This window comes from Staphylococcus sp. FSL W8-1270, from assembly GCF_038007165.1.
GTDB classification, from domain to species: domain Bacteria; phylum Bacillota; class Bacilli; order Staphylococcales; family Staphylococcaceae; genus Staphylococcus; species Staphylococcus hominis.
The window spans coordinates 1,525,124-1,546,917 of sequence record NZ_JBBOWQ010000001.1 but is presented as its reverse complement, the minus strand read 5'-3'; the positions used below and the strand labels follow the sequence as shown (position 1 = coordinate 1,546,917).

At 31.8% G+C, this 21,794-nt stretch carries 19 protein-coding genes and 1 pseudogene; 17 read left to right on the top strand and 3 right to left on the bottom strand.

What is annotated here, in order from left to right:
• Window positions 1-13: 13 nt before the first annotated feature.
• On the top strand, window positions 14-418 hold the full coding sequence (locus tag NSU06_RS07725; protein ID WP_017174564.1) for a VOC family protein: 405 nt from the start codon (window positions 14-16) through the stop codon (window positions 416-418).
• A 61-nt stretch (window positions 419-479) separates the two neighbouring features.
• Here NSU06_RS07725 and NSU06_RS07720 read toward each other — a convergent pair whose 3' ends face one another.
• Complete coding sequence (locus tag NSU06_RS07720; RefSeq protein ID WP_070549545.1) at window positions 480-2,183, bottom strand: Rqc2 family fibronectin-binding protein; 1,704 nt, start codon at window positions 2,181-2,183, stop codon at window positions 480-482.
• Between the two features lie 158 nt (window positions 2,184-2,341).
• On the opposite strand from NSU06_RS07720, the gene gmk reads away from it, so the two are divergent.
• From gmk to priA, 4 genes are all read left to right on the top strand, one after another.
• Window positions 2,342-2,965, top strand: a complete 624-nt coding sequence (gmk, locus tag NSU06_RS07715) for a guanylate kinase (RefSeq protein WP_002448723.1) — start codon at window positions 2,342-2,344, stop codon at window positions 2,963-2,965.
• Window positions 2,965-3,177 carry a DNA-directed RNA polymerase subunit omega gene (rpoZ, locus tag NSU06_RS07710; RefSeq protein WP_002448867.1) on the top strand — a complete coding sequence of 71 codons (213 nt, stop codon included), beginning with the start codon at window positions 2,965-2,967 and terminating at the stop codon, window positions 3,175-3,177. The genes gmk and rpoZ overlap by 1 nt, the downstream gene beginning before the upstream one ends.
• A gap of 257 nt (window positions 3,178-3,434) precedes the next feature.
• Window positions 3,435-4,643, top strand: a complete 1,209-nt coding sequence (coaBC, locus tag NSU06_RS07705; RefSeq protein WP_048762373.1) for a bifunctional phosphopantothenoylcysteine decarboxylase/phosphopantothenate--cysteine ligase CoaBC — start codon at window positions 3,435-3,437, stop codon at window positions 4,641-4,643.
• Window positions 4,643-7,051 (top strand): primosomal protein N', encoded by a 2,409-nt coding sequence (gene priA / locus NSU06_RS07700; protein WP_049420303.1) that lies wholly within the window; start codon window positions 4,643-4,645, stop codon window positions 7,049-7,051. The genes coaBC and priA overlap by 1 nt, the downstream gene beginning before the upstream one ends.
• Window positions 7,052-7,110: 59 nt before the next feature.
• On the opposite strand, the gene NSU06_RS07695 is transcribed toward priA, so the two are convergent.
• Entirely contained in the window at window positions 7,111-7,314 is a 204-nt protein-coding gene (locus NSU06_RS07695) for a TM2 domain-containing protein (protein ID WP_002448731.1), read from the bottom strand.
• A gap of 176 nt (window positions 7,315-7,490) precedes the next feature.
• Between NSU06_RS07695 and NSU06_RS07690 the strand changes: the two genes are divergently transcribed.
• The 9 genes and pseudogenes from NSU06_RS07690 to NSU06_RS07650 all read left to right on the top strand — a co-directional run bounded on the left by NSU06_RS07690 (window position 7,491) and on the right by NSU06_RS07650 (window position 16,537).
• Window positions 7,491-7,979 carry a peptide deformylase gene (locus tag NSU06_RS07690; protein ID WP_048762375.1) on the top strand — a complete coding sequence of 163 codons (489 nt, stop codon included), beginning with the start codon at window positions 7,491-7,493 and terminating at the stop codon, window positions 7,977-7,979.
• Window positions 7,972-8,904 (top strand): methionyl-tRNA formyltransferase, encoded by a 933-nt coding sequence (gene fmt / locus NSU06_RS07685; protein WP_029376748.1) that lies wholly within the window; start codon window positions 7,972-7,974, stop codon window positions 8,902-8,904. Before NSU06_RS07690 ends, fmt begins: the two co-directional genes overlap by 8 nt.
• A complete protein-coding gene (gene rsmB / locus NSU06_RS07680) occupies window positions 8,901-10,208 on the top strand; it encodes a 16S rRNA (cytosine(967)-C(5))-methyltransferase RsmB (RefSeq protein WP_017174570.1) in 1,308 nt (435 codons plus the stop codon). Before fmt ends, rsmB begins: the two co-directional genes overlap by 4 nt.
• 1 nt (window position 10,209) lies before the next feature.
• On the top strand, window positions 10,210-11,304 hold the full coding sequence (gene rlmN, locus NSU06_RS07675) for a 23S rRNA (adenine(2503)-C(2))-methyltransferase RlmN (protein ID WP_017174571.1): 1,095 nt from the start codon (window positions 10,210-10,212) through the stop codon (window positions 11,302-11,304).
• Window positions 11,305-11,309: 5 nt separating this feature from the next.
• A complete protein-coding gene (locus NSU06_RS07670) occupies window positions 11,310-12,053 on the top strand; it encodes a Stp1/IreP family PP2C-type Ser/Thr phosphatase (RefSeq protein ID WP_019835576.1) in 744 nt (247 codons plus the stop codon).
• A pseudogene (gene pknB, locus NSU06_RS07665) lies at window positions 12,050-14,073 on the top strand (Stk1 family PASTA domain-containing Ser/Thr kinase). The gene NSU06_RS07670 and the pseudogene pknB overlap by 4 nt, the downstream one beginning before the upstream one ends.
• 298 nt (window positions 14,074-14,371) lie before the next feature.
• Window positions 14,372-15,247 carry a ribosome small subunit-dependent GTPase A gene (gene rsgA / locus NSU06_RS07660; protein WP_017174574.1) on the top strand — a complete coding sequence of 292 codons (876 nt, stop codon included), beginning with the start codon at window positions 14,372-14,374 and terminating at the stop codon, window positions 15,245-15,247.
• On the top strand, window positions 15,247-15,891 hold the full coding sequence (gene rpe / locus NSU06_RS07655) for a ribulose-phosphate 3-epimerase (protein WP_017174575.1): 645 nt from the start codon (window positions 15,247-15,249) through the stop codon (window positions 15,889-15,891). Before rsgA ends, rpe begins: the two co-directional genes overlap by 1 nt.
• Window positions 15,892-15,895: 4 nt before the next feature.
• The gene (locus tag NSU06_RS07650; RefSeq protein ID WP_340779716.1) at window positions 15,896-16,537 is read left to right on the top strand and encodes a thiamine diphosphokinase; all 642 of its coding nucleotides are present in this window, start codon (window positions 15,896-15,898) and stop codon (window positions 16,535-16,537) included.
• 51 nt (window positions 16,538-16,588) lie between these two features.
• Here the strand turns inward: NSU06_RS07650 and rpmB are convergent, their stop codons facing one another.
• Window positions 16,589-16,777 (bottom strand): 50S ribosomal protein L28, encoded by a 189-nt coding sequence (gene rpmB, locus NSU06_RS07645; protein ID WP_002448748.1) that lies wholly within the window; start codon window positions 16,775-16,777, stop codon window positions 16,589-16,591.
• 269 nt (window positions 16,778-17,046) lie between these two features.
• On the opposite strand from rpmB, the gene NSU06_RS07640 reads away from it, so the two are divergent.
• The 3 genes from NSU06_RS07640 to recG all read left to right on the top strand — a co-directional run bounded on the left by NSU06_RS07640 (window position 17,047) and on the right by recG (window position 21,729).
• Window positions 17,047-17,421 carry an Asp23/Gls24 family envelope stress response protein gene (locus tag NSU06_RS07640; RefSeq protein ID WP_002448841.1) on the top strand — a complete coding sequence of 125 codons (375 nt, stop codon included), beginning with the start codon at window positions 17,047-17,049 and terminating at the stop codon, window positions 17,419-17,421.
• Between the two features lie 14 nt (window positions 17,422-17,435).
• Entirely contained in the window at window positions 17,436-19,094 is a 1,659-nt protein-coding gene (fakA, locus tag NSU06_RS07635; protein WP_017174577.1) for a fatty acid kinase catalytic subunit FakA, read from the top strand.
• Between the two features lie 583 nt (window positions 19,095-19,677).
• Window positions 19,678-21,729 carry an ATP-dependent DNA helicase RecG gene (gene recG / locus NSU06_RS07630; protein ID WP_019835645.1) on the top strand — a complete coding sequence of 684 codons (2,052 nt, stop codon included), beginning with the start codon at window positions 19,678-19,680 and terminating at the stop codon, window positions 21,727-21,729.
• Window positions 21,730-21,794 lie beyond the last annotated feature (65 nt).

Below are 21,794 nucleotides of genomic sequence, written 5' to 3'. Positions count from 1 at the left end.
TAGGAGGATTACAATGGAAATACCTAAAGTAACACCATTTTTAATGTTTAATAATCAAGCTGAAGAAGCAGTCAATTTATATACAAGCTTATTTAAAAACAGTGAGATTTTAACAATGGTAAAATACGGAGAAGATGGTCCTGGAGAACCTGGGACAGTTCAACATTCTATTTTCACATTAAATGGTCAAGTATTCATGGCGATAGATGCCGATAATGGTGAAGAATTACCAATGAATCCTTCCATCTCTTTATATATCACTGTTGAAGATGCTATGGAAATGGAACGTTTATTTAATGGTCTAAAAAAAGAAGGTGCTATACTGATGCCTAAAACTTCTATGCCACCATTTCGTGAGTTTGCATGGGTGCAAGATAAATTTGGAGTAAGTTTCCAACTTGCATTACCAGAAAAATAGACACTATGATATATAAAATCCGTAGATGACTTAAAAAAAGCATCTACGGATTTTTATTTTTTTAATTTTTATCCTGCTTCATACGCTGGATTTGGTCATAATCAGGTGTTGCATATAACGTTTTTTGATTATCATATGTGACAAATCCTGGTTTAGCGCCAGAAGGTTTATGGACATTTTTGATTTCTGTATAGTCTACCGGTATCTGACCAGAATTTCCAGCTTTAGAGAAATATCCCGCAAGCATTGCTGCCTCTTTTATCGTAGTCTCACTCGGTGCATCATTTAAAATGACAACATGCGAACCTGGAATATCTTTAGTATGGAACCATATATGTGATTTTTGAGCTTTACGATTTGTTAAATAATCATTTTGCTTGTTATTTTTACCTACTAAAATCGTGTCTCCATCTGAAGAGATATATGTTTGTAAATGGATTTTATCTTGTTTTTTCTTTTTAGTATTTTTACGTTGTTTCATAAATCCTTGTTCTGCCAATTCATCACGAATGTCATCAATTTCATCAACTGTAATATGTTCTAATTGCTGTTCAATATTGGCAAAATAGTCAATATTTTCACGTGTAAGAGCAATTTGAAGATCGAGTTCTTTTTCTCGTGTCTTCATTCGATTATATTGCTTATAGTAGTATTGAGCATTCACAGATGGTGATTTAGTAGGGTCTAATGGAATCGTTACTTCTTCATTAGTATAATAATTTAGAACGTTTATAGACGCGTCACCTTGTTGAATACGATAAATATTAGCAGTAATGAGTTCACCGTATAATTGTTGTGTGTCTTTATCTTTAGCACTTTCGTATTCGTCTATAAGTTTACTTAACTTGTGTTGATATTTTTGTAATTGTTGTTGTACGAAGCGTACTAGATCATTCGCACGTTGTTTTACACGTTCTCGCTCACCTCTAGCATCATAATAACGATCTAACAAATCATGTAATGAATCATAGATAACAATATCATCCGAGAATTGTTTTAATCTCATAAAATAGAAATCTTCTTTACCTGTTTCATGATTTTTATGAAATACTGGTACGGGTACTTTTAATGTTTGGTCAATCACTTCTTCAAAAGCTTGAGGTAGAGTATCTTGATTCATAAATTGGTAACGATTTGTAATTTCATTTGTAATTAGAGGACTAAAGCCTTCAAACGCATTGAGTAATTGTTTAGCAATTTTTCCGGAATTAAAGTCAACGAATTTGAGCACTTCATCACTTGAAATATCATATGGATTTCGTTTGTTTTGAGTAGGAGGAGCTTCATATTTGAAACCAGGCATCACTGTACGATACTGATTTGTATTTGGCGTCAAGTGTTTAAAGCCTTCTATAATTTTATATTGATCATCTACTAGTATTAAATTACTATGTTTACCCATGATTTCCAATATCACTGTTCGATATATCGTATCGCCAATTTCATCTTTACTTTCAATGTCAATTTCTACTCTACGATCATTACCGATTTGTCGTATTGATTTAACAATACCTCCCTCTAAATGCTTACGAAAGACACGTGCAAACATTGGTGGGTCAAAGGGATTGTCGTACTTTTTATTGGTGAGATGCATTCTTGAAAAATTGGGATGAATAGATAACAATAGATGATGGTTTTTACGATTTTGACGAATAATCATAATGATTGTGTCATTTTCTGGTTGATTAATTTTGTGAATTCTACCTGTTACTAAAAATTGTAGTGATTCTATTATCTTTTTTGTAAATAAGCCATCATAAGCCATAATTTTTTCCACCTTCAGTTTTGTCATTCATTATATTGTAACATGGTAACAATAGAGCGTCATGAGTTAAGTTTATCCTAGTACACTCTATACAACGTAAACAACAATGTGATATCATATTTAAATAATAGAAGAATAGCTTAGAGAGGTCGTAAGGCATGGATAATGAAAAAGGATTACTAATTGTTCTTTCAGGTCCTTCAGGAGTAGGTAAAGGAACTGTTCGTAAAGAGATATTTGACGATCCAACTACATCATATAAATACTCAATCTCGATGACTACGCGTCAAATGCGAGAAGGAGAAGTTAACGGTGTAGATTACTTTTTTAAAACGAAAGAAGAATTTGAAGCATTAATTCAAGAAGATCAATTTATTGAATATGCCGAATATGTAGGAAATTACTATGGGACACCCGTACAATATGTTAAAGATACAATGGCTGAAGGTCATGATGTGTTTTTAGAAATTGAAGTTGAAGGTGCGAAACAAGTAAGAAAAAAATTTCCTGACGCATTATTTATCTTTCTTGCACCGCCAAGCTTAGATCATTTGAAAGAACGTCTTATTGGTCGCGGTACAGAAACAGATGAAAAGATTCAAAGTAGGGTAAATGAAGCACGTAAAGAAGTAGAAATGATGAATCTTTATGATTATGTCGTTGTTAATGATGAAGTTCATTTGGCTAAAGAAAGAATTCAATCAATTGTAGAAGCCGAGCACTTAAAAAGAGAACGCGTTGAAGCGATATATAGAAAAATGTTATTGGAGGCAAAGAAATAATGTTAAACCCACCGTTAAATCAATTACAATCACAAATTAATTCAAAATATTTAATTGCAACAACAGCTGCTAAACGTGCACGTGAATTAGACGAAAAGCCTGAAACTGCATTACTAAATGGTTATCATTCAGCAAAACCTGTAGGTGAAGCACTAGAAGAGATCGCAAGCGGAAAAATTTCACCTGTTGTACCTGAAGAGTTTCAAGCATAAATAAAATTATTTCGTTATCAGTTAAGTTGTTGTTCTGAAATATAAGTTACCATGTATTTCAGACTTTTAAACATTTTTGCAATCTCTGATTCAATTGAAAATGTACTTATATAAGCGTTTTTAGAATCAGTTAATCTTGCGGGAGTAGAACAGTGAATTAAAAATCTGTTCTACTCCCGTGTTTTTAGTTTTTCATCTTAGTTGTGTATAATAAATTTAAAAGTGAAGACTATAAATATAACTAGAGGAGTCGAATCATGAAGAACATTCTATTAGCTGTTACAGGAGGCATTGCTGCTTATAAAGCAATTGATTTAACTAGTAAACTTACGCAAGCGAATTATGATGTAAGAGTAATGCTCACTGATCATGCACAAGAATTTGTTACACCTTTAGCCTTTCAAGCCATTAGTAGAAACCCTGTATATACCAATACATTTATTGAAGAAAATCCTGAAGACATTCAACATATAGCATTAGGTGATTGGGCAGACTGTATCGTTGTTGCACCTGCTACCGCTAATACTATTGCCAAATTAAGTGTAGGTATTGCTGATGATATCGTCACATCAACGCTACTTGCTACAGAAACCCCTAAATTTATTGCTCCAGCTATGAATGTTCATATGTATGAAAATAAACGTACGCAACATAATATTTCTGTATTAAAAGACGATGAATATCATTTTATTGAACCTGGAGATGGTTTTTTAGCATGTGGGTACATTGCAAAGGGACGTATGGAGGAACCTCTTCAAATTGTCAAAATCATAAATGATTATTTTAAAGATAAGAATGAACTATCACACATATCTCATACTTCTTTTGAAGGGAAACATGCTTTAGTTACTGCCGGTCCTACAATTGAAGTAATTGATCCAGTAAGGTTTGTATCTAATCGTTCCTCTGGAAAAATGGGATATGCAATTGCAGAAGCTTTAGCTAAAAGAGGTGCAAAGGTGACGCTTGTGGCAGGACCAACGCAACTTGATAATCCAGAGAATGTAGAAGTCATTCATGTAGAAAGTGCAGAAGAAATGTTTAATGCAGTTACAAGTCGATATGAAGAACAAGATATTGTTGTTAAAGCAGCAGCCGTCTCAGATTATACGCCGGCTGATGTATTGAATCATAAAATGAAAAAACAAGATGGCAATCTTTCTGTCACTTTTAAGCGAACAAAGGACATTTTGAAATATTTAGGTGAACATAAAACACATCAATACTTGGTCGGATTTGCAGCTGAAACCCAAAATATTAATGCTTATGCACAAGATAAATTAAAACGTAAAAATGCGGATGTCATTATTTCGAATAATGTAGGAGATCAGACCATTGGATTTCAATCTGATGATAATGAACTCACTATGCATTTTAAAGATGGACAACGTATTAATATAAAAAAAGGAAAGAAAGTGCAACTTGCACAACAAATTTTAGATGAACTGGAAACTAGGTGGCAATAATGATTGCGAAGGTCATTGTAGATATTCCTTCTAAGAGTGTTGATTTTAAATTCGATTATCTCGTACCTGACCATTTAAAAGATTTTATAAAAGTGGGTGTAAGAGTTGTTGTACCGTTTGGTCCACGTACCATTCAAGGATATGTTATGGATATACAACAACAACCAAGTGAAGATGTCAATATAGATAAATTGAAAGCAATTAAAGAAATTAGAGATATTCGACCAGAATTAACACCTGAACTTATCCAATTAAGTGAATGGTTGAGTCATTATCATATTTCAAAACGCATTTCTGTGTTAGAGGCAATGCTTCCAAGCGCGATTAAAGCAAAATACACTAAAGTATTTAAAATAGTCCGTCACAATGATATTGAAGAAGATATATTAAAATATTTTGATAACAACGGATATTATAAGTATAAAGATGCGCAAAAAAATAATCATTTAAATATATTAAATCGTTTACTTGAACAACATTTAATAGAAGAAGAAACCATATTATCTCAACATACAAAAAGAAAAACACAGCGTGCAGTACGAGTTGTTGAAGGATACAATCCAGATGATATATTAGCTTTACTAGAAAAGAAATTAAAACAATATGATGTGTATGCTTATCTTTTAGAAGAACATCATAGAAATGTATTTTTAAAAGAACTTGAAGAAATGGGGTTTTCTAAATCAAGTATAGAGGGTCTCGTCAAAAAAGGTTTCCTTGAAAAATATGATGCTGAAATTGAACGAGATCCTTTTGCAAATCGTATCTTTGAAAAAGAAGAAAAACGAATGTTAACCCCTGCTCAAAATAACGCATTTCAACAAATTAAAGAAAAAATAGATCACAACGCACAACGTACATTTTTATTACACGGCGTCACAGGTTCAGGTAAAACTGAAGTCTATTTGCAAGCCATTGAAGAAGTATTAAAAAAAGATGAACAAGCCATGATGCTTGTTCCAGAAATTGCGCTGACACCACAAATGGTTTTACGCTTTAAGCGACGTTTTGGTGATGATGTAGCTGTCTTACATTCAGGTTTGTCAAATGGTGAACGATATGATGAATGGCAAAAAATTAGAGATGGAAGAGCACGTGTAAGCGTAGGTGCGAGATCAAGTATCTTTGCACCATTTAAAAACTTAGGCATTATTATTATTGATGAAGAACATGAATCAACATATAAGCAAGAAGATTATCCACGTTATCATGCTAGAGACATAGCAGAATGGAGAAGTCAATTTCATCAATGTCCATTAGTATTAGGAAGTGCGACACCAAGTCTTGAATCTTATGCACGGGCAGAAAAAAATGTATATCAATTACTTACTTTACCTGAAAGAGTTAATCAACAAGCTTTACCTTCAATAGATATCATTGATATGAGAGCAGAACTAAGTTCAGGTAATCGTTCCATGTTCTCAGAAGAATTAAGACAAGCGATTCAAGATAGACTGAATAAAAATGAACAAATCGTTTTATTTTTAAATCGACGGGGTTATGCTTCGTTTATGTTATGTCGAGATTGTGGATATGTTCCACAATGTCCACATTGCGATATTTCGTTAACTTATCATAAGACGACAGACCAACTAAAATGCCACTATTGCGGCTATCAAGACTTGCCTCCTAACCTGTGTCCTAATTGTGAAAGCCCGCATATCAGACAGGTTGGTACAGGTACACAAAGGGTAGAAGAAATTTTACAACAAGAATTTGAAGAGGCACGTATTATTCGTATGGATGTAGATACGACGTCAAGAAAAGGTGCACATGAAAAGCTATTGACTGATTTTGAAAAGGGAAAAGGCGATATTTTATTAGGCACACAAATGATTGCAAAAGGTTTAGATTATCCAAATATAACATTAGTTGGTGTGCTTAATGCCGACACAATGTTAAATTTGCCCGACTTTAGAGCGAGTGAAAGAACGTATCAGTTACTTACACAAGTTTCAGGTCGTGCTGGTCGTCATGAAAAACCCGGTAAAGTGATTATTCAAACATATAATCCAACTCATTATGCAATAGAAGATGTTCAAAAAAATGATTATTTAACGTTTTATCATAAAGAAATGCAATTTAGAAAATTAGGTAAATATCCACCTTATTATTATTTAATTAATTTTACTATTGCGCATAAAAATATGAAAAAAGTAATGGAAGCTGCTAAACATGTACATCAAATTTTACTGCAACATCTTTCAGAAAGAGCACTCGTACTTGGACCTTCTCCAGCGGCAATTGCTAGAATTAATAACGAACATCGTTTTCAAATATTGGTTAAATACAAGAGTGAGCCAGAATTAATTCATGCATTACAGTACTTAGATGATTATTATCATGAAGCATATATTAAAGATAAATTATCGTTAAGGATTGATATCAATCCTCAAATATTAATGTAAAAAAAGAGTTGCACCGTTTGCGTTTAACTGCGTGGTGTAACTCTTTTTGTATTTACATGTTACATTGTTACGTTTCCATTTTCATCTGCTGGTCTTAGTAATGTCAGAATCGCACTGATGATTGCAATAATATGAGGAATTCCTGTCCAACAGAATAATAAATGAAGAAGACCAGACATCATTTTACCAGCATAAAATTTGTGTACGCCAAAGCCACCTAAAAAGACAGCTAGGATAATGTAAATCACTTTATTGACTTCCATTCTTTATACCTCCTTAGTCTATTTAATATATTAATTGTCTTTATAATTATTTTAAATATGAAAAAAACTAAAAGCAATTAAAGTTATCTGAGAAGAGTGAAGATAAGACTAAGGTCGCATTTTAAATTGAATTACGTTATAATAATATGATGAATTTTTTTCGGGAGGCGTTCTAAGTGGCAATAAAGAAATTAGTTCCATCGACTCATCCTGTTTTATCTAAAAAAGCAAAAAAGATAACAACTTTTGATGAAAATTTAAAACGTTTATTATTAGATATTGAAGACACTTTATATTCTGAAGAAGCATCAGCTTTATCAGCGCCACAAATTGGTGTAAGTCAACGTGTTGCTATAATTGACATGGAAGCAGAAGGACTCTTGCAATTAATCAATCCTAAAATCAAAACAGAATCTAATGAGAAAATCATTGATTTAGAAGGTTCGGTTAATCTTCCTAATGTATTTGGGGAGGTAGAACGTAGTAAAATGATAACTGTAGAAGCAAGTGATTTAGAAGGTCACGAGATTGAATTAACTGCTTATGATGATGTGGCTAGAATGATACTGCACATCATTGATCAATTAGATGGTATTCCATTTACCGAACGTGCTACAAAAATATTGACTGAAAAAGAAGTGGAGGCATATTTTGACAATGAGTAAGATAATTTTTATGGGAACACCAGATTTTTCAACAAAAGTACTAGAGATGTTAATCGCTGAACATGAAGTCATCGCAGTAGTTACTCAGCCAGATAGACCAGTAGGACGTAAGCGTGTATTAACCCCTCCTCCTGTAAAGAAAGTGGCAGAAACATATCACATTCCAGTATATCAACCTGAAAAGTTAAAAGATTCTAATGAGTTAAATGAACTTATGGATTTAAATCCTGATTTAATTGTAACGGCAGCATTTGGACAATTATTACCTGAAAGTCTATTAAATCTTCCTAAGTTAGGTGCTGTAAATGTACATGCCTCATTATTGCCAAAATATCGTGGTGGAGCACCTATTCACCAAGCCATTATAGATGGTGAAGCACAAACGGGTATTACAATCATGTATATGGTGAAAAAGTTAGATGCAGGTAATATTATTTCTCAAAAGGCCATCGACATTGAAGATGATGATAATGTAGGATCAATGCACGATAAATTAAGCTTTTTAGGTGCAGATTTATTAAAAGAAACATTACCTTCTATTATAGATGGTTCAAATGAAAGTATTCCACAAGATGATTCAAAAGCAACGTTTGCGTCTAATATTAGCAGAGAAGACGAACGTATCGATTGGACTAAAAGCGCTAAAGAGATACACAATCATATTCGTGGATTATCACCATGGCCAGTGGCTTATACAACTATGAATGATAAAAATTTAAAACTATATCAAGCTCATATTGAAAAAGGAAAAAACGGAGAACCAGGTGAAATTATAGAAATCACTAAGACTGCAATTATTGTAGGAACTGGCTCTTTGGATGCTATTGCATTAACAGATATTCAATTATCTGGGAAAAAACGAATGCTTGCTGCTCAATATTTAAGTGGTGTACAAGATTCATTAGTGGGGACTAAATTAGTATGACACAATCAGTAAGAGACCTTGCATTTCATACCATTCAAGATATTTTAAACGATAATGCTTATAGCAATTTAAAAATTAACGAAGTCATTAACCAATATAATATTGCAACTGTCGATAAAGCATTGTTTACAGAATTAGTTTATGGAACAATAAAGCGTAAAATGACTTTAGATTTTTATTTAAAACCCTTTGTTAAGACTAGAATTAAAGGTTGGGTACGTCAATTATTATGGATGAGTTTATATCAATATGTCTTCCTAGATAAAATACCTAATCATGCAATTATAAATGAAGCAGTTAATATTGCTAAACGTCGTGGTGGCCAGCACAATGGGAACATCGTTAATGCTATACTTCGTCACATATTTAAAAGTGACTTACCGACATTGGAAACAATTAAGAATGAAAAGCAACGTATGACGATTGAGTATAGTATACCAAGATGGATTATTGAGCATTGGATTACACATTACGGAATAGAAACGACACATAAGATTGCAAAATCATTTCTAGTACAATCTGCAAGTACAGTAAGAGTGAATACAAGTCGTACGGATGTTGAAACAATAAGTAAGGAGCTTTTACAAGAAGGTTATCATGTGGATATTGATCAACTCATTCCATATTGTTTACACCTTACAGGTAAACCAGTGATTGAATCTCGAGCTTTTAAAGATGGACTTATTTCCATCCAAGATAAAAGTTCAATGTTAGTAGGGTATTTAATGGATGTTCAAAAAGGCGATACCATATTAGATGCATGCAGTGCTCCTGGCGGTAAGGCTTGTCATATGGCAGAATTACTAGCATCCACAGGCCATGTAGATGCTACAGATATTCATAAGCATAAAATTGGTTTAATTAAAGAAAATATCAAAAAGTTAAAATTAAAGAATGTGTCCACTTTCGACCATGATGCAACACAACCATATTCAGAACTATATGACAAAATTTTAGTAGATGCACCTTGTAGTGGATTAGGTGTATTAAGACATAAGCCTGAAATTAAATATGTACAATCTAAGGATAGTATTAATGATCTTGTAGAAATTCAATTAAGTATATTAGATAATGTTAAACATAACTTGAAACCAGGCGGTTCACTTATTTATTCAACTTGCACAATTGAACAAATGGAAAATGAAAATGTAATTTATACATTTTTAAAAGAAAATAAAGATTTTGAATTTGAATTGATGACGCATCCTGTTACTGGTGAAAAAGTAAAAACACTACAAATTTTGCCACAAGACTTTAATTCAGATGGCTTTTTCATTACTAAAATAAAAAGAAAGGAAAGTTAAGATGATAACTGCTGAAAAAAAGAAAAAAAATAAATTCTTACCAAATTTTGAAAAACAATCAATATATTCGTTAAGATATGATGAAATGCAAAATTGGTTAATTGAGCACGGACAACAAAAATTTAGAGCTAAACAAATTTTTGAATGGTTATATCAAAAGCGTGTAGACACTATTGATGAGATGACTAATTTATCTAAAGACTTAAGACAATTGTTAAAAGATAACTTTGTTATGACAACGTTAACTACCGTAGTTAAACAAGAAAGTAAAGATGGAACAATTAAGTTTTTATTCGAATTACAAGATGGTTATACCATTGAAACGGTATTAATGAGACACGATTACGGTAATTCTGTATGTGTAACGACTCAAGTTGGCTGTCGAATTGGTTGTACATTTTGTGCTTCAACTTTAGGTGGTTTAAAGCGTAACTTAGAGGCTGGCGAGATTGTATCTCAAGTACTCACAGTTCAAAAAGCACTTGATGCTACTAATGAACGTGTATCACAAATTGTTATTATGGGAATTGGTGAACCCTTCGAAAATTATGATGAAATGATGGACTTTTTAAAAATAGTCAATGATGATAATAGTTTAAACATTGGGGCGCGACATATTACAGTATCAACGTCAGGAATTATCCCACGTATTTATGACTTTGCTGATGAACAAATTCAAATTAATTTTGCAGTAAGTTTACATGCTGCTAAAGATGAAATTCGTTCAAAATTAATGCCAATTAATAGAGCGTATAATGTTGAAAAATTAATGGAAGCAATCAAATATTATCAAGAAAAAACGAATCGTCGAATTACATTTGAATATGGATTATTTGGAGGCGTAAATGATCAACTTGAACATGCAAGAGATTTAGCACATTTAATTAAAGATTTAAACTGTCATGTAAATCTTATACCAGTCAATCATGTTCCTGAACGTAATTATGTTAAAACACCAAAAGATGATATTTTTAAATTTGAAAAAGAATTGAAACGTTTAGGCATCAATGCAACAATTAGAAGAGAACAAGGCTCAGATATAGATGCAGCATGTGGACAATTAAGAGCTAAGGAACGACAAGTAGAAACGAGGTAATCATCATGCTTAACGCACAGTTTTTCACAGATACTGGACAACATCGAGAAAAGAACGAAGACGCGGGAGGTATATTTTATAACCAAACACATCAACAATTGTTAGTGTTGTGTGATGGAATGGGTGGTCATAAAGCAGGTGAAGTTGCAAGTCAATTTGTTACTAATCAATTACGAGACTATTTTGAAATAGAAAACTTTATTGAATTAGACCAAGCTGAATCATGGTTAAGTAAAACATTAAAAGATATTAATCTCGAATTATTTGAATATGCTACAACGAATGAAGAATATCGTGGTATGGGCACAACGTGTGTATGTGCCCTCATATTTGATAATAAAATTGTAGTAGCAAATATTGGTGATTCTAGAGCATACGTGATTAATTCAAGAGAAATTGAACAGATTACATATGATCATTCATTTGTTAATCATTTGCTTATGACCGGACAAATTACTGAAGAAGAAGCGTTTAATCATCCTCAACGTAATATAATCACTAAAGTAATGGGTACTGATCGCCGAGTAAGTCCTGATATTTTTACAAAGCGCATCAGTTACTATAATTATTTATTACTTAATTCTGATGGACTGTCAGATTATGTAAGAAATCATGAAATAGAAACGTTAATGAATCAGTCTACATCATTAAATGAACTTGGAGAAGCACTAATACAAGCTGCCTTAGATCATCAATCTAAAGATAATGTGAGTGTACTATTAGCTGAAATTGAGGGTAATAATGTATGAATGGCAAGCTAATTAATGATCGCTATCAACTCTTAGATAAACTTGGTGGCGGAGGAATGAGTATTGTTTATCTTGCTGAAGACACTATACTTGAACGTAAAGTAGCTATTAAAGCAATTTCTATTTCACAAAACGAAAAAGATGAAACTATGAAACGTTTCTACAGAGAGGTAAATAGTGCTACACAAATTGTTCATGAAAATATTGTGGAAATATATGATGTTGAAGAAGATGATGATAATTTCTATCTTATTATGGAATATATTGATGGACCGACACTATCTGAGTATATACATAGCCATGGTCCATTGAATATAGAAACAGCTATTGATTTTATTAAGCAAATTTTAAATGGAGTAAAACAAGCACATGAGCAACGTATTATACATAGAGATATTAAACCTCAAAATGTACTAATTAATAAAGATAAAATTTTAAAAATTTTTGATTTCGGCATCGCAAAAGCGTTAAGTGAGACATCAATGACTCAAACAAATCATGTGCTTGGAACGGTTCAATATTTATCTCCTGAACAAGCTAAAGGAGATAAAACGAATGAAACAACCTATATCTATTCAATTGGTATAGTGTTGTATGAAATGTTAGTTGGTGAACCTCCTTTTAGGGGAGAGACAGCTGTAAGTATTGCTATTAAACATATTCAAGAAACAGTTCCTAATATTACTGAAAAACATCCAAATATTCCACAATCTTTAAGTAATGTGGTACTTAAGGCGACTGAAAAAAACCCTAAAGATCGTTATCAAACGATAGAAGAAATGTATAATGATTTGAGTAGTGTGCTTGTTACAAGCAGATTAAATGAAGAAAAGCATACGCGTATAAGTGATACCACCCAAACAGTACCCATTGATAAAAAAGAAATAAAAAACAAACTTGATGAAGAAAATCATAAAAAAGATATAGCGCAAACGATGCAAATTCCTATTATCAATCATCATAAATTTCAAGCAAGTGAAAATAATGTGTACACACCTCAACGTAAAAAACGTTCTAAAAAGAAAAAAGTCGCTATTATTTTTATTCTAGCGCTTTTATTATTAAGCTTGATTGGGTTTATCGCTTGGGGCATGCTTGGTGATAAATATGCAGAAATGCCTGATTTAACGGGTAAAACTGAAAAAGAAGCAGAAAAAGTATTAAAAGCTTCGCATTTAGAAATAGGACATATATCTAGAGAATATAATGATGACTATCCCGAAAATAAAATTATTAACTCCAATCCTAAAGCAGGAGAACGTGTTAACCAACAAGAAAAAGTAGATGTTGTATTATCAAAAGGTCCAGAAAAGATAAATATGCCTAATGTGATAGGGATTAAAAAAGAAGATGCTATAAAAAACTTAAAGATCATAAATTAAATCATGTGACAATTAATCAAGAATATAATAGTCAAATGCCAAAAGGATATATTTTCAAGCAAAATATTAACCCTAATGAATCGGTGAAAATTAACGATCATCATATTGTACTGACTGAATCGTTAGGTGTAAAAAAAGTTTACGTCAAAGACTATGAAAATAAAAACTATCAAAATGCTAAAAAAGAATTAGAGTCGAGGGGTCTAAAAGTACAAGTTAAGACGACTAATAGTGATACTAAAGATAAGGATATCATTATTTCACAATCTCCAAAACAGACTGAAGTAAATGAAGGAAGTACAGTAGAACTTATGGTTTCTAAGGGGAAAGATAAAAAAAAAGATTCAAAAGAGGACTCGGATTCTTCTGATGATAAGAAAGATAATCATACAACAAGCGTAAAAAATTATACGGAAACTTATCATATTCCGTATACTGGAAATGATGGAGAAAGCCAAAAGGTAAAGATTTATATTAGAGATAAAAATAATAGTGGTACACAGGTAAGTCAAACATACAATATTCACAAGGATAAAATCATTACTATTCCATTAAAAATTGAACAAGGTGATTCTGCTGGATATACGATTGAAGTAGATGACAATGTTATTGCAGATAAAGATATTGACTACGAATAAATTTCAAATATCAGAATAAGAGTAAGATAGTAATGATAAGTTATTCATCGTTTACTGTTTATACATTAACGTGTATTCTATGATATAAATGATGTTAATTTTAAAAGACAATTTCTATTGAAATAATATAGAAATTGTCTTTTTAACAACTATAATTTTATTATGTAAAGTTAATTTTTTAAGTGATTTCAATGTCTTTCTATCCTTATCTTTATGATGAGGGTATAGAATATATATATTATTAATTCTATGTTTGCTATAATAACGTAAACATAAATACTTAATTTGAGGTGTTAATTTGGAAACAGGACGTATTGTTAAACTAATTAGTGGAGTATATCAAGTAGATGTAGGTGGAAAAAAATATAATACTAAACCTCGTGGTCTTTTTAGAAAGAAAAAATTTTCTCCTGTAGTAGGAGATATCGTTGACTTTGACATTCAAAATGAAGATGAAGGTTATATTCACCACGTGCATGAACGCCACAATGCATTAAAGCGTCCTCCAGTAAGTAATATTGATGGTCTGATTATTGTAATGAGTGCGGTTGAACCTAAATTTTCAACACAATTGTTAGACAGATTTTTAGTGATTGCACATTCTTACAACTTATCTCCTAGTATATTAGTCACTAAAAAAGATATTGCTAGTGAAACGCAAATCAATCATATCGAAACAATACTAAATACATATAAGGAAATAGGATATTCTGTTCAATTTGTAGGTAAAAAAACTGATAAAGTTGATATTGTGAATACTTGGCCCAATGGTCTAATTGTGCTAAGTGGACAATCTGGTGTTGGAAAATCAACATTTATAAATACGTTTAAACCAGAACTAAATCTTGAAACCAATGATATCTCTAAATCACTTAATCGAGGCAAACATACGACAAGACATGTAGAGCTATTTGAAAGAGAAAATGGTTTTATAGCAGATACACCTGGTTTTAGTGCACTTGATTTTGATCATATTGAAAAAGATGATGTAAAGTATTACTTTAAAGAAATTAATACTTTTGGAAATGATTGTAAATTTAGAAATTGTAATCATATTAAAGAACCTAAATGCAATGTTAAACATCAATTAGAAAACAATAATTTAGCACAATTTCGTTATGAACACTATTTACAATTAGTTAATGAAATTTCGAATAGAAAGGTTAGATATTAATGAGACACATTTTTCCTTCTTTATTATCAGTCGATTTTTTGAATTTAAAACATGAAATACAATTATTAGAAGAAGCGGGCGTTGACGGTCTACATTTTGATGTTATGGATGGTCAATTTGTACCTAATATATCAATTGGATTACCCATATTAGATGCAGTAAGATCAACTACACAATTACCAATTGATGTACACCTCATGATTGAGAATCCTGAAAACTATATTGAGACATTTGCAAAACATGGTGCAGACATGATTTCAGTCCATATTGAATCAACTCCTCATATTCATCGTGCTATTCAACTTATCAAAAGTCTAGATAAAAAAGCAGGTGTAGTAATTAATCCTGGCACCCCTGTAGATAGGGTCGTACCTGTTCTTTCCATGGTGGATTATGTTTTAGTAATGACGGTTAATCCTGGTTTCGGTGGACAAACATTTATCGACATGTGTGCTTCAAAAATTAAGTTATTAAATGATTTGAAGTCATCTTTTAATTTAAATTTTAATATTGAAGTCGATGGCGGTATAAATGATAAAACGATAGATATTTGTGCAAAACATGGGGCTAACCTTTTTGTTACAGGTTCATACTTTTTTAACCATGATGATTATAAAACAGTGACTAAAATATTGAGAGGTTGAGATAATGAAAATTAATTTACTATGTGGAGATCGTCATTTACCACCTCATATTTTTTCAAAATTATCAACTGAACCTTGGGGTGGAATAGATCGTGGGACTTTAATTCTTTCTGAACACAGTATTGTACCTGTTTTTTCAGTGGGCGATTTTGACTCCGTCAATGATGAAGAAAGAGAAATTTTAAAAAAAACATTAAATATTCATCCAGTTAAAGCTGAAAAAGATGACACTGATTTAGCATTAGGCGTAGAACAAGCTATTCAAAAGGGATATACAGAAATAGATATCTACGGAGCAACGGGTGGAAGATTAGATCATTTTATGGGAACATTACAAATTCTTTTCAAGTCAGACTATATAAAAAAAGAAATTATAATTAAAGTAATAGATAAGCAAAATGAAATCATGCTACTTAATACCGGAACACATCAACTTCGTAAATCTGATAAATATCAATATGTTTCATTTATTCCAGTAAATGGAGAAGTGATATTATCTTTATCTGGGTTTAAATATAATTTAAATCATCAGCACTTAGAAATAGGCTCTACACTGACAATTTCTAATGAAGTCAATCGATCAATGGCAATTATCGAAGTTGAAAAAGGTCAAGTACTGCAAATGAGAAGTAGAGATTTAGAGTAATAAAAAAATGCCTTCACCACATATGAAGGCATTTTTAGTGCATTATATTTATTAAACTCTAGTAACTTTACCAGATTTTAAAGCACGAGCAGAAACCCAAACTTTTTTAGGTTTACCGTCAACTAAAATTCTAACTTTTTGAAGGTTAGCGTTAAATCTGCGTTTGTTCGCATTTAAAGCGTGTGAACGATTATTACCAGTCGTAGCTTTACGACCTGTTACGTAACATTGTTTACCCATCAAAGTACCTCCTTTAATAAATATAAATACACTTAACTACTTATATACTTAAATAAGATACCATATATCAATATTTAAAGCAATAAAATCATATGTAATTTATGTTAATTGTTTTGAAAATGTAAATCTATGGTATAATTAACTATTGTGGAGTTATTATAATATATTTTTATGTAGATTGGCTTATTTATAAAATAGTTATCTTTATCATATATGTATACATCATTTATTAAATATGATTTTAACCATAATTCAGGAGGATAATGAAGATGACATTAGAAATCTTAAATGACTATGGCAAAATTGATATCTCAAATGAGGTCATTGCTTCTGTTGTAGGAAGTAAAGCTGTAGAAAGTTATGGCATTGTTGGCATGGCATCTAGACAACAAGTAAGAGACGGTATTGCTGAAATATTAGGACATGAGAATTATGCTAAAGGCATTGTTGTTAAAGAAGATAATGGTGTGATTGATATAGATATGTACATCATTGTAAGTTATGGTGTCAAAATTTCTGAAGTAGCTAACAATGTACAATCATCAGTAAAATATACACTCGAAAGTTCACTTAATATTAAAGTGAATTCTATTAATATTTTTGTACAAGGTGTAAGACTTAATAACAAGGGCAAGAAGGTATAGGAGGACAAAGCACGATGATTAGCAAAATTAATGGTAAATTATTTGCCGATATGATTATACAAGGGGCACACAATTTATCTAATAATGCAGATTTAGTTGATTCCCTTAATGTATACCCGGTACCTGATGGTGATACAGGAACAAATATGAATTTAACAATTACCTCAGGTCGCGAAGAAGTTGAAAATAATTTATCTCAAAGTATTGGTGAATTAGGTAAAACTTTTTCTAAAGGACTTTTAATGGGAGCACGTGGTAACTCTGGTGTTATTTTATCTCAATTATTTAGAGGATTTTGCAAAAATATTGAAGATGAAAAGGAGATTAATGCTCAACAATTTGCTAGTAGTTTTCAAGCAGGTGTAGATACAGCTTATAAAGCAGTCATGAAACCAGTTGAGGGAACTATTTTGACTGTTGCCAAAGATGCAGCAAGTGCAGCTATGACTAAAGCAGAAGAAACAGATGACTGCATCGAAGTAATGGAATATACAATCGAAAAAGCTGAGCAATCTTTAAATAATACGCCAAATTTATTAGCAGTTTTAAAAGAAGTAGGCGTAGTGGATAGTGGCGGTAAAGGTTTATTATGTGTCTACGAAGGCTTTTTAAAAGGACTAAAAGGCGAAAAAGTTGAAGCTAACAAACAAAAATTAGACACAGAAGATTTGGTTCATGAAGAACATGATTTTCATGGGGTTATTAATACAGAAGATATTAAGTACGGTTATTGTACTGAAATGATGGTACGCTTTGGAAAAGATAAAAAAGAATTTAATGAACAAACATTCAGAAATGATATGAGCGAATTTGGTGATTCATTATTAGTTATTAATGATGATGAAATAGTTAAAGTCCATGTACATACAGAAACACCAGGTGAAGTGTTCAATTATGGACAACAATATGGTGAACTTATTAAATTAAAAGTAGAAAATATGCGTGAACAACATCGTGAAGTAATTAGAAAAGAACAAAGTCATCAACAAGCAACAGCTTCGCAACAACCTAAAACAGTTGAAACAGCAGTAATTGCCATTTCAATGGGTGAAGGTATCTCTGAGTTGTTCACTTCAATGGGTGCGACACACATTATTAGTGGTGGGCAAACAATGAATCCTTCTACAGAGGATATTGTTAAGGTGATTGAACAGTCTGAATGCCAGCGTGCAATTATCTTACCAAATAACAAAAATATTAGAATGTCTAGTGATCAAGCAGCACAACTTGTTAAAGCTGACACAGTAGTCATTCCAACTACATCTATTCCTCAAGGTATTGCAGCACTTTTCCAATATGATGTTGCATCTACGTTAGAAGAAAATGCGTCTCATATGAATACAGCGTTAGAAACAGTTAAATCTGGATCAATTACATTTGCTGTCAGAGATACTAAGATTGATGGTGTAGATATTAAAAAAGATGAATTTATGGGATTAGCTGAAAGTAAAATTGTGACTAGTAATGCAGATGAATTTAAAACTATTACTGGCTTATTAAGTACATTGTTAAATGAAGAAAGTGAAATATTAACAGTGATAACTGGTGAAGATGCACAATCTGATATGACAACTCAATTAGAAGAATGGATAGAAAATGAATATCCAGATGTTGAAATAGAAATCCATAAAGGTGATCAACCAATTTATCCATATTTATTTGCTGTAGAATAAAGTGAGATTTAATAGTGGGAGTGATAACGATGAAATAATTGTCGTTGTCACTCCCCATTTTATATTTAAGAAAAGTATTGAAAAATATGACAATGGAGAGCTTAATTTAATAGATTTTTCAAGACATAATGACCAATCAATATATAGTAAAATAGAAAGATATGCTATCAGTAATGAACTGTAAAATAGAGGAAGATATAACAATTAAGAAGATATCTAATACTCAAAGAGTGATTAAAAATATCATATAATTCAGCAGTAATAATAACTGGGAATATATGTATAAATCGTTCTTGATTTGGACCTTGATGAAATATAAAATATTTCGTACTTCTAAAATTTAAATAAGATGAAGAGCTAATGCAAAATCAATTAAAATAGATTGAAACATTGTAGGATCTCTTTTTATTGGTTAAGTATGATAATTGATATTAGTGTTAAAAGTGAATGTTGTACGTTTATACGTTTAAATGAAGCGAGTGATATTCATTTGTCGAGTGAGCTATAGTAAGATGGTATCACTAAATATTTATAATAAACGTGATAAAATATAAATAAGATTAAAAATATTAGGTGAGAAATAATGTCGAAAGTTAGTTTAATTGAAAGTCCATATCCGCTTCAATCTATAAAAGGACTTGGACCAAAGAGAATTGCTTTACTACATGAATTAAACATTCACACAATAGAAGATTTAGTGTTATATTTACCAACACGTTATGAAGATAATACTGTCGTAGATTTAAACTTAGCTGAAGATCAATCTACTGTGACAGTAGCAGGAGAAATTTATTCTGTACCCACGGTAGCCTTTTTTGGCCGGAATAAATCAAAATTAACTGTCCATTTAATGATTGATAATATCGCAGTTAAATGTGTATTTTTTAATCAACCGTATTTAAAAAAGAAAATTGAGTTAAATCAAATAGTAACAATAAAAGGTAAATGGAATCGTGCTAAACAAGAAATTAATGGCAATCGTATTTTTTTTAATGACACTCATACCTCTACTGAAGAAGTGAGATTAGAACCGGTATATCGACTTAAAGAAGGTATTAAACAAAAACAGATGCGTGATATGATTCATCAATCTCTTAATGATGTCACTATACATGAATGGATTACAGAGGAATTAAGACAAAAGTACAAATTGGAATTACTAGATTATACTATTAAAACGTTACATCTACCTAAAGATAAACAAGCGCTTATGCGTGCGAGACGTACATATGCTTTTACTGAATTATTTATGTTTGAACTACGTATGCAATGGTTAAATCGCTTAGAAAAAGCTTCAGATGAAGCCATTGAAATTAATTATGATATTAATAAAGTAAAGTCATTTATCCAGTCGTTACCTTTTGAATTAACAGATGCACAGAAATCGAGCGTTAATGAAATATTTAGAGATTTGAAAGCGCCAATACGCATGCATCGTTTATTACAAGGTGATGTTGGGTCAGGGAAAACAGTTGTAGCAGCAATTTGTATGTATGCACTCAAAACTGCTGGTTATCAATCTGCACTGATGGTACCTACAGAAATTTTGGCTGAACAACATGCAAACAGTTTAACAGAACTTTTCGGTGACCATATGAATGTGGCTTTATTAACTGGATCGGTAAAAGGAAAAAAAAGACGTGTATTGCTAGAACAATTAGAGAATGGAACGATCGATTGTTTAATTGGTACACATGCATTGATTCAAGATGATGTACAATTTAAAAATGTAGGGTTAGTGATTACTGATGAACAGCATCGTTTTGGTGTGAATCAACGTCAATTACTAAGAGAAAAAGGTGCTATGACCAACGTATTGTTTATGACTGCGACGCCTATACCGAGAACGTTAGCCATTTCAGTATTTGGAGAAATGGATGTGTCCTCAATTAAACAACTACCTAAAGGTCGAAAGCCAATTATTACACATTGGGCGAAACATGAACAGTATGACCAAGTGTTAGCTCAAATGACAAGCGAACTAAAAAAAGGACGCCAAGCCTATGTGATTTGTCCACTAATTGAAAGTTCTGAACATCTAGAAGATGTACAAAATGTTGTTGAACTTTTTGAGTCACTACAAGAATTTTATGGTAAAACACATGTAGGTTTATTACATGGGAAAATGTCAGCAGACGAAAAAGATGATGTAATGGCACGTTTTAGTCATCATGATATTGATATCTTAGTGTCGACAACCGTAGTTGAAGTAGGCGTTAATGTTCCTAATGCTACATTCATGATGATTTATGATGCTGATCGCTTTGGATTATCTACATTACATCAACTTAGAGGTCGTGTTGGACGTAGTGAACATCAAAGTTATTGTGTATTAATTGCATCACCTAAAACAGAAACTGGCATAGAAAGAATGACCATTATGACACAAACTACAGATGGATTTGAATTAAGTGAACGTGACTTAGAAATGAGAGGCCCTGGTGATTTCTTTGGAGTTAAACAAAGCGGGTTACCAGATTTTATGGTTGCTAATATAGTAGAAGATTATCGTATGCTAGAAGTAGCTCGTGATGAGGCTGCAGAACTCATTCAATCCGGGGAGTTCTTTACTGAGAAATATGAACGTTTAAGAGCATTTATCAACGACCATTTACTTAACATAAGTTTTGATTAACATCAGTAAACTGATATTTAATTCAAATTATTTATTATATGAACATGTAATATTTGTTGAGGATA